The organism is Lutispora thermophila DSM 19022, assembly GCF_900142105.1.
Lineage (GTDB): Bacteria > Bacillota > Clostridia > Lutisporales > Lutisporaceae > Lutispora > Lutispora thermophila.
This window is the reverse complement of sequence record NZ_FQZS01000004.1, coordinates 36,099-52,175: the sequence shown is the minus strand read 5'-3', so window position 1 is coordinate 52,175 and position 16,077 is coordinate 36,099. Positions and strand designations below refer to the sequence as shown.

The following is a 16,077-nucleotide window of genomic DNA, read 5'->3' as shown; positions in this document are numbered from 1 at the left end:
ATTATAAAAAGCTATATCAAACCATCCTTTTCTATCTATTTTTTTGGTTTTTGATTTATCGCACTGGGATTTACAATTCCTGCAATATTGATACCATGGTCCGAAATCCTTTCAAGATTGGTGATTATATCCAAAAATACTACTCCTGCATTTATATTGCACTGATTGTTGTTTAAACGCCTTATGTGGCTTTCTCTGAAACTATCCCTTAATTCATCAACCATATCTTCATATTTATCTACTTCTTTTACTTTTTCTTCATCATCATTTTTCAATGCTTCCAGAGCTGCTTCTATAGCTCTATCTACTATACTGTAGATTTCCTTAACTTCTTTTATAGCAGTATCCGAAAATACTATTTTGTTATCTATCTTAAATTGGGCCAGTTCAACCAAGTTCTCAGCATGATCTCCTATTCTCTCAACGTCGTGAACAGTATTAAACAAAGCTGCCACTCTATTTGATTGGTCTTCACTTATAGGTTTGCTGGAAACAGCCAACAAATATTCTGTTATCTTTCTTTCCAGAGCGTTTATAGTCTTCTCGTCAGTATATACTTCCTCTATCAATTTCTCATCGCCGCTTAATATGGCATCTATGGATTTTTTTACATTTGTCCTTGCTATATCTGCCATCCTTAATATTTCTTTTATTATCTGGACAACAGCTACAGATGGTGTCTCAAGTATTCTCTCATCCAGATATACAAGCTTTGATGGATCAGACTCTTCTTTTCCAGGCAAAATTTTTGTGACTATTACTACAAGAAATCCTGCAAAAGGCAATTGAATGATAGTGTTTACAAGATTGAATAATGTATGGGCATTAGCTATCTGCCTAACTGTATCTATAGAAGTAAATTTAATAATGCCTACTACTGGTCCAAGTATTATCAAGAATATAAACGTACCAATAATATTGAATATGAGATGCATAAGGGCTGCTCTTTTAGCAGTGAGATTTGTACCGATACTGGCCAAAAGGGCAGTTACACATGTACCAATATTATCACCAAATAATATGGGCAACGCAGCCTCTATAGGTACCAGACCCTGAGAAGCCAATGCCTGAAGAATACCTATGGTGGCACTACTGCTTTGAACTACAGCAGTAAGCAGGAAACCGGCAAATACACCAAGTATAGGATTATGCTGCAAATCAACCATGAACTGAGTAAATTGGGGTATTTCTCTTAATGGTTTCATAGCATCGCTCATATAATTCATTCCCATGAAAAGCAATCCAAAACCCAGAATCAACTCACCTAACTGCCTATGGGTTTTTTTCCTTCCAAAGAGTACAAAAACGTCTCCTATAATTAATGCAAAAGGAACAATATTATCAAATTTAAAAGCAATTAACTGGGCTGTCATAGTGGTACCTATATTAGCTCCCATTATAACGCCCACAGCCTGGCTTAGATTCATTATGCCTGCATTTACAAGGCCTACTACCATTACTGTAGTGGCGCTGCTGCTTTGAATTATGGCAGTTATGACCGTTCCTACCAAAACCGCTAATACTCTGTTTCTAGTTAGAATCTCCAGTAGTCTTTTCATCCTGTTTCCTGCAGCTTTTTGCAAGGCATCGGACATAACCTTCATGCCATACAAAAATATAGCCAAACCTGCAAACAAGTTTATTACCATGTTAAAGACCAAAGAGTTACACCTCCAAAAAAAATATGCCATCATAAGTATATTCTTATACAAGCACAAGTACAATACCAAAAATCAGTATTTAAAGACAAAATAATCAATATTTCGTTTAAATAGTTTAAAATACTTGTTCGTCCCCATTGGATATTAAAATCTTATTACTTGTCTTCTCATTCCCACATTCAAAACCAGGCCAATAGCTATCATATTGGTCAAAAGTGAACTGCCTCCATAACTTACAAAAGGCAAAGGAATACCTGTTACGGGCATCATTCCTATCGTCATGCCTATATTCTCCAATATGTGAAATAAAAACATGGCCATGACACCAATACATATGTATTTCCCATAGCTATCTTTAGATATTTTTGCTATATATATGCATCTCATAATCAGAAGCATAAACAGCAGTATTATTGCCACAGAGCCTACCAGTCCCATTTCTTCACCAATGACTGAAAATATGAAATCTGTATGCCTTTCAGGTATGAATCCAAGATTATTCTGAGTACCCTGATACAATCCTTTACCCCAAAACTGGCCTGAACCTACTGCTATTTTTGATTGTATAACGTGATACCCTCTTCCTAGAGGATCCATTTCCGGATTAAGAAAAACCAGTATTCTCTTTCTCTGATAGTCTTCAAAAACATAGAACCAAAGCAATGGTAAGCTTAGGATTCCCAAAACTACTGCACCGAAAACATATTTATAACCTATGCCCGCTGCAAATAGCATAAAGGCTATAAAAAACACAAATACCAATGCGGTTCCAAAGTCGTTTTGCAATAGTATCAATCCTACTATGGGAACTATATACAGCACTACAGGTAAAATCCCCTTAAAAGTATCCAGGGTATCTTCCCTTTTTTCCAAAACCTTGGCAAAGGAGAGAATAAAGCTGATCTTCACAATCTCCGAAGGTTGAAAATTAACTACTCCAAAATCAAACCAGCTTTTTGATCCCTTTACTTCCTTCCCGAATATAAGAACTGATATTAAGAGAATGATGCTTACTATATATATAGTTTTGCTCATCTCTCCGAAAGTATTGTAGTCAATAACAAGTGTAATAAGCATGGCTATCAGGCCTAATACAAAAGCCACACTTTGAATCTTTACATATCTCAGCGACCCTCCGTAGGCCACTCCTGTAGCGCTTGATATGGCAATGATGCCTGCAACGAAAAGCAGAATAACTGAGATAATTATTCCTATATCTATGTTTTTCAGCAATTTTTTATCAATAATATTATCTATTTTCATCGAATCAATCCCCTGTATTTATTCCACATACAATTCTACCACAAAAACATAACTTTTCCACATGTTACTTTAATCCAGCAAAAAATTTTAAAGAGATATCAGCATCCCTGATATCCCCTTACATTCATCATTGATTAGTAAAGTAAGCTTCCATCAACATCAATCAAATCCTGCATAGTTTTCCTTTTATAATATCTATGCACATGATCCAATATCCTCTTCTACCATCTCTTGTTCTCCTGTATCCTGAAAAACCCCTGTATTGAAAACATGGCCTGCATGCTTCATTATATATTCCCTGTATGCCTATATAAACGTACCTTATTTCTCCTCTTCTATATTCTACACCCAGTATGGAATTTCCTATGTTCCTACCATTAGTCTCCGATATATATGGATAAGATAAAGGCATCGTGGCCCCATTAATAGGTATTATCACATCATCTAATAGTGGCAGTTGCCTTCCGATTCTATACCATCTTACACCATACTGGCTATAGAAATCATCAAATCTTTCCATATTTTTTACGATATCCGCCAATTGTCTGCTTATTCTATTTTCATCTTGCTCTTCTTCTTTATCATGCCTTAATGTATTTTCAGGATAAACTAGTAAACTGCTCATATCAGTTTCATGGAAGGACAATCTCTCCATGTTTTGCGGTTCTTCATAATATAAAGGTACCGGTTCTGCCCTCATTTCCATGTTCTCTACTTCATCTCTAGCTATGTCATCTTTTCTCACAATATCTTCTATTACATCTGTCTCTCTTGCTTCAATGAACTCATCCCTTATTTCATCTTCCTCAACATAATATACATTCTCAACCATTCTGTTCAGATGTTCCATATCGTTTTCAATCATTAGGGGGGCTTCTTCTATCTCCATGAATCTTTCTATTTCAATTCTTTCTTCTCTATCCTGTATCTGTTCAGTTTTTTCTATTTCTTCAACATATCTCTCTTCCCTTTTATCTTCTTCAATATATCTGTCTTCTTCTATTTCTTCTATATGAATTTCTACTGTTTCTTCATCTATTCTTTCTTCTTCCTCCCGTGATCCCATTTCCTCCATACTATCCGAAGGTTCCACAGCTTCTTCTATTCTCACATCATCCGGCACTACATCAACTTCTTTTCTGTCTTCCATGGGATTTATAATCTCTTCTACCCTTGTCTCCGGAATTGCTTCAACTTCTTTTAATTCCTCTTTTTCCTCAATGCGAGGCAATTCTTCAATCTCGGGGGTTTCTTTTCTCTCCTTATTGTACCATTCCCTCCAGGGTATGCTGTCCCTTCCCGAATAGCCTACCAGAGGCACTCCTGACCCTGCAACTACTAAAGCACCTGTAAATTCGTTGATGGGAATATTGCTGTTATAAACATTGTCCGAATCAAATTCAGCGTAAAATTCTCCCCTGCCGCTATTATCCATTCTAAATAGGCCTATGTCCAGTATGCGTTTTTCCTTCGGGGCCAAAAGGTTTAGTCTGTACTTGGATTTATCGTCTGATTTCATGTTCTGTATGAACCCGCCGATTTTCACCTTATTCTTCTTTATTTCTATCTTCACATAACCGGTAGGTATCTTGCCGGCTGTCATGGCATAACCCTTGTCCTCTTCCTGCAATATTATAAAGTACCTTTTATATTCATATCCTAAAGGCACATTAGCCCCCTCCCTTCAAAAATTGTCATTACTAATATATGTCTGGGATGGGCCATTGTAGACTACTTTTTCAAAAAAAGGCTTATTTTATTGCTTAGTACTGCAAATTCATCCATTGACAGCGTCTCACCTCTTCTCTTGGAATCAATACCGCAGCTTGATAATGCTTCTTCTATTTCATTTCTATCAAGATTGAGACTACTGCCGTTAAGAGCATTTAATATGGTTTTTCTTCTTTGTGCGAAGGCAGCTTTTATAACTGAGAAAAACAATTTTTCATCCACCAACTCAACAGGTACCTGGTCCCTTATTTTCAGATGAACTACGGCAGAATCAACTCCAGGAACAGGCATAAAAGCCTCAGCGGGAACTATTGTCACTAACTCAGGTATAGAATAATATTGAACAGACAGTGTCAAGACACCATAATCCTTACCTCCCGGAGAAGCCGTTATACGCTCAGCAACTTCCTTCTGAACCATAAGGGTGATAGATGAAAGATTCAAATCTTCTTCCAGAAGCATCATTATTATTGGGGTAGTTATATAATAAGGAAGGTTTGCTACAACATCCACCTTGGCACCACCAAAGTTTTCCCTAAACAATTCTCTGAGGTTAAGCCTCATTATGTCATCATTTACAAGTATAAAATTTTCATAATTGGACATGTTGATCTTCAGCGCCTTAACCAAATCCTTGTCTATCTCAACAGCCAATACCCTTGCCGCTCTTTCACATAGCTGTCTGGTGAGGGTTCCAAGTCCGGGTCCTATTTCAAGAACCATCGATTGTTTATTTACATTAGAAACATCGAGTATCTTTTGAAGAACTTCACCATCTATCAAAAAATTTTGTCCATATTTTTTGGAAGCCTTTATGTCGAACTTCTTCATAGCATCTCTTGTAGCATCTGCCAGACTATATTTTTTCATTTTGTACCCTCCTTGCGGATTCTATTGCTTTATAAAACTCTTCTCTTGTGATACCATAATTATTCAGCCTGTTCAAAAATTGCTTTCCATTGGCATATCCTATGCCTAAAGCCTTTCCTACCTTTGCCCTCATATCAGAAGCTTCCGAACAACCTACAAGTCCGTTTTCCACCATATCCAGATGAGTGAATTCCTTTCTCTTATCTTTTACTTCATATCTAGCCATGCTTAGAGCCTTTATGATGCTCTCAGGAGATGCATTTTCTACTCCCACATCTCCTTCTTCCATGGCTTCTTCCCTAGGTATAAAAGCGTGCTTCACTCCGGGAATTCTTTCTCCTATTATTTTTCTTATTTTTTCTCCCATAAAATCCGGGTCTGTAAGAACTATTACCCCTCTTTTATCCGCCGCAGTTCTTATGAGCCTCAAAGTCTCTCCCGTGATTCCAAAACCGCTGGTTATTATTATATCTGCATCAACTGCCCTTTTAACGGCAGCCGCATCGTTTTTTCCTTCTACAACTATACATTCTTTAATCAATTTTCTTCCCCCAAATCATTCATATGGCTTATAAGAAAGGTTTTCATTTAAAACATATCATTTATAACAGCTAAGGTAGCCTTTCTTGAAATGCATTTAACGAAAAGTATAAATTAAAAAATTCATTCTTCCCGTTAAATGCATTATAAGAAAAGACACACCATAAAATGATGTGTCACCATAACCTAGGTATTCTGTAACAACAGCATCGGGGGCATTCCCCAGCAGGGCACATGACCTGCCTGCAGTGGTCCTTCCCCGCGCTATAGATTATTAAAATTTATATTTTGGCTTATCCAGTATGTATACCTTCACCTTTTTCTTCCCATATTTAGCTACGTCAGACGGGGAATCAAAATACAAGTCTATTCTGTTCCCTTTTATGGCACCGCCCGTATCTGCTGCCAATGCTTCTCCATAGCCTTCCACATAGAGCCAGGTTCCCAAAGGTATAACGCTTGGATCTACCGCAACTATACCATGCCTTACTTTAAGCCCTGATCTGGTTATTCCATATTGGGGATGATCAGGAGTTTTCCCCGTACTGGCATAGGTTGCATCATAAGCAGTAGCTACCATTTCCATAGCCTTTACAAAGCGCGTAACAGTTCCTCTGGAAGAAACCAATGTAGTCTTTGTCCCTTCCTCAATAATCCCTGCTACAGGCTCCTGTATGATCTTTTCAGCAATTACTTCTCTTTTGGCTTCAACTCCATTTTCATATAATACTTTGATAGATGTCTCTTTCTTCCCCGCCTTGCCTTGTCTGATAACTTTTGCAAGACCTTTCTCCAGATTTTCATTCTTTTTTATCTCATTTTCAAAAGGAATGGTCTCAGTTTGGGTTATTACTCGCTCTTCAACTCTTACTATATTTATTTTGTCAATATCATCAATGGGAGTATCCATACCCGGATCAACTTTGTCTGATGATCCAAGAGTCACACCGGCCTCTTGGATTACCTGCCCTACAGTTTCAGCAAGAGTATGGAGCAGTATATCCCTCTCCTGAGTTATTATCATTACAGGCTTGGCTCTCTTTATTTCTATCTTCATATTGTCAGCTAGCCTATTGTTGAGATCAGTCATAAGCCTGTCATCAGGGCCAACTTCAATACCTTTTTCTGCAAGAACTTCAGCCACTGTGGACTTAAAGGTACTTATATTGGTCTCCCTGCCTCCATCAACTATTATTATGTCCTTCTTTAATATATTAAATATCATAGTTGCAGTCAAAGCTAAAACAAAAATGGCTGCTACGCCTCCGCCTACATAAACGGACTTCTTGAATCTTCTTACAAGCTGGCCATTTTTATATTGCCATTCCTTCTGGGAAGAAAATAAACTTCTTAACCTGTGAAAGTTTATTTCCATTTATTACCCTCCTTCTTAATCAACAAGCATATTTTATATGTTTTTATCCCAATTGTCAAACTTTACATGTTTTCTATGCATGGCTTTTATTATTTTTCACTAATTTCTAGGATTATATACCATAATATTACCTATGCATCACATATATTACACTTATTGATTAAAGAGGATAAAGTTTCACTTGCAAGATTGATTTCACAATGATTATTAGTTGGCTTCAGTAATTAGAGATAACATATATAATTAAAAGCTTATATCTTGAAAAGCCTTTTTCCGTTTTCCATTGTTATACTTGCTATTTCATCAAAATCCATATCTCTTAATGCAGCTATCTTTTCAGCCACATATCTCACATAACCGGGATAATTCCTCTCCCCTCTGTAGGGTACAGGGGTAAGATAGGGACTATCTGTTTCTATGAGAAGCATATCCAATGGTACTTGCTGAGCCACTTCTACCGTCTTTCTTGCATTTTTGAATGTAACAGGTCCCGACAGAGATATATACAGGTTCAGCTTAAGGCATTCTTTCATCATTTCCACACTGCCGGAAAAGCTGTGAAGCACTCCTCCCACCTGCTTGACTCCTGACTTTTTCAGGATATTGAGAGTGTCCTCATGGGCATCCCTGTCATGAATTATGACAGGAAGATTCAGCTGTTTGGCAAGATCTATCTGCTCTGCAAATCTCTTTTTTTGAACATCCCTCGGAGAATAGTCATAGTAATAATCCAGACCTATTTCACCAATAGCCCTCACTTTATTATTATTCTGCACAAGTTCAGCCAGCACTTGGCAACTGTCTTCATCCATTCCCGAAGCATCGTGGGGATGTACTCCTACAGATGCGTATATGAAGTCATATTTTTTTGCCAAAGCTATAGCCTTTACTGATGTAACCAAATTGCTGGCTGCATTTAGTATGAGATCGACTCCTTCTTCTTTGCATTTTGCTATGACAGCATCTCTGTCCTCATCGAATTTGTTGTCATCTAAATGGGCATGTGTATCAAAAAGCATTTAGCTACCTCCTTCCTATTCTTCTTCAGCGTTTTAATCTACAACATATAGCGTTCATATTAAATATGTGATTCAAATATTAGAGTTCGCTTTGACATTTCTATAGCCCGATCTCACAAAAAGCCTAAGCACTAACCCCTAATACCCTAGAGGAATACTTCCTTATGGCACATAGAAGATAATAGTACATAAGAAAGCTACAATGTCGAAGAATAAGCATATTATCTTACTATTGACCCGGACGGAATATCAGCCCAAGGCGATACTATGACCACCTGATCCTCATTTGATGCAGCCAGTATCATTCCCTTGGATTCAATACCGCGAAGCTTTGCAGGTTTCAGGTTATACACGATTACTACATTTTTGCCAATCAAGTCTTCAGGCTTATAGTACTGTGCTATGCCTGACACCACCTGTCTCTTCTCTTCTCCTACTTCCAACTCCAACTTCAAAAGCTTATCTGCTCCTTTTACCTTTTCACAACCTATTACCTTAGCTACTCTCAGGTCAATCTTAGCAAAATCGTCAATGGTAATCTCCGGCTTGGCTTCAACTTCTTCCTTGGCTTTGGCTTCGGCTTTTTCCTTTGCATCAGAGGATGTTTCCTCTTCCCTTCCAAATTCTACCCTTGGGAATATTATACCGCCTTTTTCCACCTTCGTGCCAGGCTTGATACCTCTGAAATCCTTAAGGCTTTCCAGAGTCTTAAGTTCCTCTTCCCTTATGCCCAATTGGGAGAATATTTTGCTTGGAGTATTGGGCATAAATGGAGTGATGAGCACCGAAACATATCTTAAAGCTTCAGCAAGATTGTACAGCACTGTTCCCAATCTTTCTTTTTTGCTCTCATCCTTTGCTAAGACCCAAGGCATAGTTTCATCAATATATTTATTAGCTCTGCTTACAAGCTTGAATATCTCCACAAGAGCGTTGGAGAAAAGCATCTTGTTCATCAAGTCATCCACTTTACCAGGCAATTCCAATGCCATGTTCTCCAGTTCCGAATCTACGTCTTCCTTTACCTTTGGTTCAGGTATATATCCACCAAAATACTTCTCAATCATGGTTATGGTTCTTGAAAGAAGATTTCCTAAATCGTTGGCCAAATCTGAGTTAAGTCTGTTTACCAAGGCTTCTTCAGAATAAACTCCGTCAGAACCAAAGGGCACTTCTCTCATTAAGAAATATCTAACCGGATCTACTCCGTACTTATTTACCAGTATTACCGGATCTACTACATTACCCTTTGATTTGGACATTTTACCTCCTTCAAGTATGATCCATCCATGACCAAATACTTGCTTAGGAAGAGGCAATCCCAAAGCCATAAGCATGATGGGCCATATGATGGTATGGAATCTGACGATTTCCTTTCCAACCAAATGCACATCCGCAGGCCAGTATTTCTTAAAGTTGCTGTCGTCTTCTGACAAATACCCTAAGGCGGTTATATAGTTGGATAAGGCATCTATCCATACATATACCACATGTTTTTCATCAAAAGTCACCGGTATGCCCCAATTGAATGAAGTTCTGGATACGCACAAATCCTCAAGACCGGGTTTTAGGAAATTGTTGATCATTTCATTTTGTCTTGATTGGGGTTGTATAAAATCCGGATGGTCTTCAATGTATTTTATCAACCTGTCTGCATATTTTGACAGTTTGAAGAAGTAGCTTTCTTCCTTTGTAAGTTCTACTGGCCTTCCGCAATCAGGACATTTGCCGTCTACCAGCTGATGTTCTGTCCAGAAGGATTCACAAGGTGTACAATACCAGCCCTCATACTCACTTTTGTATATGTCTCCCTGATCGTAAAGCTTCTTGAAAATCTTCTGGACTGCCTTCACATGATAATCGTCAGTAGTTCTTATAAACTTATCGTTGGATATATCCAACAGTTTCCAAAGTTCCTTTATGCCGGCAACTATTTCATCTACATATTGTTTTGGTGATACACCCTTTGCCTCCGCTATTTTTTGTATCTTCTGGCCATGTTCATCGGTCCCCGTGAGGAACATTACATCGTATCCAGCCAATCTTTTATATCTGGCCATTGTATCTGCTGCCACCGTAGCATAAGAATGTCCTATATGAAGCTTGTCGCTTGGATAGTATATAGGTGTGCTAATATAAAATTTCTTCTTTTCCATGCTTATCTCTCCTTTACACTTAAATTAAAATTTTATTATGAACTTTCTTATAAAACACTGACATTGACATTATAGTCCTTAGTATTTGCAATAAAAAGGCTCTCAATCCCAAAGGGACGAGAGCATCGTGTTACCACCCTAATTCATTTTTACTTCACAGTAAAAACCTCGCTAAGTGACCATCATCACTTTACCTTCCTAACGGGGGCTTCCGGCACAGGCTAAGCATTTGCCTCACCTGCACAGTTCAAGGACCATGTTCATCCGGCCTTCTGCACCGATTTCCACCAACCATCGGCTCTCTATAACATATCTCCGGACTACTCTTCCCATCATAACTTTTATATTATGCAAGCTTTAGGTATTCCTCTTAGATTAGTCGATACCCTAGATTCTGAGTTCTGAGCTCCCAACTCCATAGTTCAAAACTCATTACTCTAATACATATATATTATAGAATATACAATAATTTGATAATTTAGTCAACTATATTTTCCCTATTATCTTGGGAGTTAAATATAGCTATTCATCTTTTAAATTTGGTATCAAAAAGTGAAAAAAAACCACTTTTGTATAATTCTACTTTTTTATTTTTACCTCTGAATCTGTTTCTTCCTTGAAATCCTAATAGGTAGTCTAGATACTATGGCTTTTATGAGAGGAGAAGATGTTATTAGTGGGTTTCAATACCTCATAGGTAGTCTAGATACATTGACCGTTCCAAGGGGTATTTATCGAACAAGAAATTGTTTCAATACCTCATAGGTAGTCTAGATACTTTGTTTAAGTACAATGGGTCTGTTTTTGTTGCGGGTTTCAATACCTCATAGGTAGTCTAGATACCAAGGCTAAAGAAATACAAGCCTGGGCGAAGGATATTGTTTCAATACCTCATAGGTAGTCTAGATACTTTTTATTTTCATTTCTAATTTGGAAGGTGTGACAGGGTTTCAATACCTCATAGGTAGTCTAGATACTCCTTTGACCATTGGATTAAAGAAGTTAAAAAGGTGTTTCAATACCTCATAGGTAGTCTAGATACAAAGCATATAGAAGGAGTGACGACTGTAATAGTAGGGTTTCAATACCTCATAGGTAGTCTAGATACGATGAAGTAAATGATGGCTATGTTCCAGACCTGATAGAGTTTCAATACCTCATAGGTAGTCTAGATACTGGAGAATGGTTAGAGTGGTTACCAATGAGTGAAAGTTTCAATACCTCATAGGTAGTCTAGATACGAAAGGAGGCAATTAAAGATGACTCAAGTAAATTGGTTTCAATACCTCATAGGTAGTCTAGATACAATCTTAGCATTGATGATATATACAGGCACTATGATAGTTTCAATACCTCATAGGTAGTCTAGATACGTTTCCATCTGTGCCAAAGTCTCATCTATTATTTTTGTTTCAATACCTCATAGGTAGTCTAGATACCTGTAGCTTGTCTAAGATTAAGAGAAGTTTCAATGTTTCAATACCTCATAGGTAGTCTAGATACTTTCAACAACTCATCTTTATATCTTTCTGCCAAACAAGTTTCAATACCTCATAGGTAGTCTAGATACCCGCAAACATATCATATTTACTATGTTCTTATTTTACCATGATTATGCAAATTATTACAGTTAAATTTATTAAGCCTTGATTTCAGCTAATTTCATTTTCTATCGATGTCCCGGGTTTTTTGCAGGATTACAGGTCGATAGGAATTAATATTAATCTTTTCTTAATTATATTTTACACCTATATTATATACCACTTTAACAAGCTTCTTCAGTGTTACTTTTCCATCAAAACATCTAACATTTTTAATATCTTTCTTTCGTGTTGTTTTCTCGATTTATGCTTTAGCTTATTAAATAAGCTTCGCCATAGATATATCATTCCTTTTATCCAAACATCCTGCTGCATATTGCTATGGCTACGATTATTGCCGTTATATCTGCCATCAGCGCAGCCATCAGTGTATGGCGGATGTTTTTGATTCCTATTGACCCGAAATATACTGTTATGGTGTAAAAAATAGTCTCAGTGCTGCTTATTATTGTGCAGGCTATGATGCCTGTTAAACTATCAGGCCCTACACGCTTTAATATGTCAGCCAATACACCTAATGCTCCGCTTCCCGATAATGGCTTCATAATTATTAGTGGAAGTATCTCTTCCGGTACTTTTAAAAGCACAGTAACAGGTTTTAATATTAAGCCAATTAAAGCCAGGCCTCCCGATGCCCTTAGCATACCTACTGCCAAAAGCATAGCCACAATATAGGGAAAAATCCTCAGTGTTATATTCATGCCTTCCTTTGCGCCTTCAATAAAAGCCTCATAAACAGGCACTCCTTTTATGTATCCATAGGTCAGCATAAACAGTATTATGAAGGGTATCACGGTTTTCATTCCATCTTGCCCTCCCTTTTTTCAAATATCTTGCAGCAGATAACTCCTACAGTCAAAGCTGCCAGAGAAGTGATCATTGATGGTATGATGACAGCTCCAGGATTATTTGATCCAAGAGAGGCCCTGATTGACATGACGGTAGAAGGTATCAGGCAGATTGGAGCACCGTTTATAACTAAGAATAAAGCCATGGCATTGGTAGCAGTATTCTTGTCTTTATTGTATTTTTGCAGTTCAGCCATGGCCTTTAGTCCGAAAGGCGTCGCCGCATTCCCCAATCCAAGCATATTGGATGTGATATTCATAACCATGGCACCCATGGCAGCACTTTTCTCAGGTATATCTCTAAACAATAAACCTAACACAGGTCTGATAATGTAACCAAGCTTTTCCACCAAACCCGCCTTCTCCGCCGCCTTTAATATACCACACCATAACATAAGATTCCCCAAAAGCCCCAGTGAGATATCAACAGAGGATTTCAATGAAGTGAATATTTCCTCATTTAAAGCTTCCAGCTTTCCGTTGGTTGCAGCAAAGGCTACGGAAAACGCAATTATAAAAAACCATATCTTGTTGATCACAAATAACCCCACCCTAGACTATTTATTAGTTAAATCTATGGTGGGGACGATTTTTTTATTACACTTAATCTTTTCCGAACAAATCTCCTATCCCAATATTGCCCAGCAAGCTGCCTTCACCTTTGGATTTGCCGCTTCCACTGCCTTTTGTTGCTGCTCCCACTATCCTGTTTGCCAATCTGCTAAAAGGGATTGATTGAAGCCATACATGTCCTGGTCCCCTCAAAGTGGCTAGGAACAATCCTTCTCCTCCGAAGAACGCACTCTTTACGCTTCCTACAAACTCAACATTATAGTCTATAGTTGTGGTCATAGCCACAAGACATCCAGTATCAAGCCTCAATACTTCTCCCGGTGCCAGTTCCTTCTCTATTATCGTGCCACCTGCATGCATAAATGCAAGACCGTCTCCTATCAATCTCTGCATTATAAATCCTTCACCACCAAAAAGACCTGCACCGACATTTTTCTGGAATGCTATTTCCACCTGGATACCTCTTGCGGCACAGAGGAAGGAATCTCTCTGACAAATCAAATTTCCTCCAAATTCCGACAGATCCTTTGCTATTATTTTTCCCGGATATGGCGCTGCAAAGGCTACTGATTTTTTACCATAGGCCCTGTTGGTAAACATGGTCATAAACAAGCTTTCTCCAGTAAGCACCCTTTTACCGGCCCCCAACATTTTGTCCATGAAGCTTTTCTTCGAATCATCATCAGATCCATCTCCAAATATGGTATCCATCATTATGCCATCATCCATGTACATCATCGCTCCTGCTTCTGCCACTACGCTTTCTCCAGGATCCAATTGAATTTCTACTATCTGCATGTCATCTCCATAAAGTTTAAAATCCACCTCATGCGCTTTTTTCATCTTAACCCTCCTTAAATAGTTATAATTCTCATAATGATTATGTATGGTTAATTCCATTTTAATCCATATGGTTACCGTACACAATCCTTTTAAGGTTATATGATACGAATATTTATTGGCAGGCTACATACTGATTATGTAAACTAAAATGTTTATTTCCCGTCCTGTAGCTTATAAATAAAGTAATCCCCATCTCCCAGCTTCTCAAAGTTCTCATCAAGATATTTCCTATAGCTCCCATCATCTCCATATATGCATCCCTCTAAAGGGCTGAAATATTTGGCTCCCTTTTCTATTAGATAATTTATCTCGCTCTCAGCTCCTGAAGGAATATCTTTATGATATTTAATATTCGCTCTCCAGCCGTTTCTACCTGATTGATTCAACAAAGTCGGTTCTAATGTGCCTATTACTATCAAATCATCTTTTTCGGTGTACCTTCTGATTACTTCTGCCTGTTTAAGTATAGTATCCTTTTCAACAAAAAATGATTTGCAGCTTTTATAATTCCATAAAGCCAAAATTGATAACCCCATAAGTACCGAAAAAACAACTCTTCTGCCCTCTCCCAGCTTGCCCAGAGTCTTTCCTGCCCATATAGCTGCAATGGGTGTAATAAATATAAAGTAATATCTTAGCTTTATCACCGCTGCCACAGCAATAACCTCCAAAAGCATTGCAAAAGTCCAGCAAAGCACAGGGTAATCTTTGGTCCATTTTGAACTTATGAGTCCTGCCATAATTGGAATTATTAGTCCCGTAGATACAGCTGCAACTATTTCCCCTCCCGCAAGCTTATAAGATTCAATATCGGCAAATGCTTTGAGGCTTTTGGGTACTATGTGAAGAAGACCGATGTTGGTAACATAATCAAATTCTGCTATTTCTCTGGACCATTGAATATAGATTGTGTTTGGCAACAGCGATATAATTGCAAAAACCCAGAGTTCCCACTTGAACACAAATCTTAATCCATATTTCTTGACCACAAGAAAAATCATAGCAAGTCCTATAAAAATGGTTGGGGTTTTCTGGGATATGGATAAGCATGTAAAAATGGCTGATGTAAATAATGCAGATAACTTTTCATTCTCATACCATTTTGTAAAATAATAAAAGGCTCCTATAAAAAAGAACAATGCTGCCGATTCAGGCATTATAGCTCTGGTATAAAATATATTCATGGGCATTATGGCGTAGGCAATGACAGCATACCAGGCCTCCGGATTGCCGTAATATCTTTTTGCTATAAGATATAAATATATTGAAGATCCCATAAAGAAAGTTATAGGGACAAGTCTTGCCAAATAGTAATGATAACCAAAGGTTTTATAGAGCAGAGCGATGAGAAAAGTGGTTATCTGGAATTCCAATTGTACATAATTAGGTTTTTCCCCATCATAATTAAATTGAGGATAAAATATATTGAATCTATCCTCAATAAAGTTCCTTGCTATTGATTCTGTATCGCTCTGTCGCCAATAATCTCCCTGCTCACATGGAGAGTTATTGATATGGGGAATCCTCAATGCAAAAATAAAAAGAAAAACCAACATGGTCATGGCTATGGTGCATTTTCTATTACTCATTCCAACCA

The 16,077-nt window shown here is 37.8% G+C and carries 12 protein-coding genes, 1 CRISPR repeat array and 1 other annotated feature; all 12 genes read right to left on the bottom strand.

Annotated elements, in window-relative coordinates:
• Positions 1 to 35: 35 nt before the first annotated feature.
• The 12 genes from BUB48_RS02365 to BUB48_RS02310 all read right to left on the bottom strand — a co-directional run bounded on the left by BUB48_RS02365 (position 36) and on the right by BUB48_RS02310 (position 16,069).
• The gene (locus BUB48_RS02365; protein ID WP_333782538.1) at positions 36 to 1,661 is read right to left on the bottom strand and encodes a Na/Pi cotransporter family protein; all 1,626 of its coding nucleotides are present in this window, start codon (positions 1,659 to 1,661) and stop codon (positions 36 to 38) included.
• A gap of 144 nt (positions 1,662 to 1,805) precedes the next feature.
• Complete coding sequence (rodA, locus tag BUB48_RS02360; RefSeq protein ID WP_139249884.1) at positions 1,806 to 2,924, bottom strand: rod shape-determining protein RodA; 1,119 nt, start codon at positions 2,922 to 2,924, stop codon at positions 1,806 to 1,808.
• Between the two features lie 163 nt (positions 2,925 to 3,087).
• The gene (locus tag BUB48_RS17475; RefSeq protein ID WP_084524313.1) at positions 3,088 to 4,593 is read right to left on the bottom strand and encodes a hypothetical protein; all 1,506 of its coding nucleotides are present in this window, start codon (positions 4,591 to 4,593) and stop codon (positions 3,088 to 3,090) included.
• Between the two features lie 62 nt (positions 4,594 to 4,655).
• Positions 4,656 to 5,525 carry a 16S rRNA (adenine(1518)-N(6)/adenine(1519)-N(6))-dimethyltransferase RsmA gene (gene rsmA / locus BUB48_RS02350; protein ID WP_073024141.1) on the bottom strand — a complete coding sequence of 290 codons (870 nt, stop codon included), beginning with the start codon at positions 5,523 to 5,525 and terminating at the stop codon, positions 4,656 to 4,658.
• Positions 5,512 to 6,066 carry a ribonuclease M5 gene (gene rnmV / locus BUB48_RS02345; RefSeq protein WP_073024139.1) on the bottom strand — a complete coding sequence of 185 codons (555 nt, stop codon included), beginning with the start codon at positions 6,064 to 6,066 and terminating at the stop codon, positions 5,512 to 5,514. The genes rsmA and rnmV overlap by 14 nt, the downstream gene beginning before the upstream one ends.
• Positions 6,067 to 6,339: 273 nt before the next feature.
• Complete coding sequence (locus tag BUB48_RS18770; protein ID WP_073024137.1) at positions 6,340 to 7,440, bottom strand: 3D domain-containing protein; 1,101 nt, start codon at positions 7,438 to 7,440, stop codon at positions 6,340 to 6,342.
• A gap of 251 nt (positions 7,441 to 7,691) precedes the next feature.
• Positions 7,692 to 8,459, bottom strand: coding sequence for a TatD family hydrolase (locus tag BUB48_RS02335; RefSeq protein ID WP_073024135.1), 768 nt, complete (start codon positions 8,457 to 8,459; stop codon positions 7,692 to 7,694).
• A gap of 221 nt (positions 8,460 to 8,680) precedes the next feature.
• Complete coding sequence (metG, locus tag BUB48_RS02330; RefSeq protein ID WP_073024133.1) at positions 8,681 to 10,615, bottom strand: methionine--tRNA ligase; 1,935 nt, start codon at positions 10,613 to 10,615, stop codon at positions 8,681 to 8,683.
• 109 nt (positions 10,616 to 10,724) lie between these two features.
• Positions 10,725 to 10,960 (bottom strand) — a binding site (T-box leader).
• Positions 10,961 to 11,229: 269 nt separating this feature from the next.
• A CRISPR array of direct repeats spans positions 11,230 to 12,185; the repeat unit is 30 nt; unit sequence GTTTCAATACCTCATAGGTAGTCTAGATAC.
• Between the two features lie 324 nt (positions 12,186 to 12,509).
• The gene (locus tag BUB48_RS02325; protein WP_073024131.1) at positions 12,510 to 13,019 is read right to left on the bottom strand and encodes a spore maturation protein; all 510 of its coding nucleotides are present in this window, start codon (positions 13,017 to 13,019) and stop codon (positions 12,510 to 12,512) included.
• Positions 13,016 to 13,603: a nucleoside recognition domain-containing protein gene (locus tag BUB48_RS02320; protein WP_073024129.1), complete on the bottom strand. Its 588-nt coding sequence runs from the start codon at positions 13,601 to 13,603 to the stop codon at positions 13,016 to 13,018. Before BUB48_RS02320 ends, BUB48_RS02325 begins: the two co-directional genes overlap by 4 nt.
• Positions 13,604 to 13,667: 64 nt before the next feature.
• Positions 13,668 to 14,480 carry a TIGR00266 family protein gene (locus BUB48_RS02315; protein ID WP_073024127.1) on the bottom strand — a complete coding sequence of 271 codons (813 nt, stop codon included), beginning with the start codon at positions 14,478 to 14,480 and terminating at the stop codon, positions 13,668 to 13,670.
• A 152-nt stretch (positions 14,481 to 14,632) separates the two neighbouring features.
• Positions 14,633 to 16,069 (bottom strand): ArnT family glycosyltransferase, encoded by a 1,437-nt coding sequence (locus tag BUB48_RS02310; RefSeq protein ID WP_073024125.1) that lies wholly within the window; start codon positions 16,067 to 16,069, stop codon positions 14,633 to 14,635.
• Positions 16,070 to 16,077: the final 8 nt, after the last annotated feature.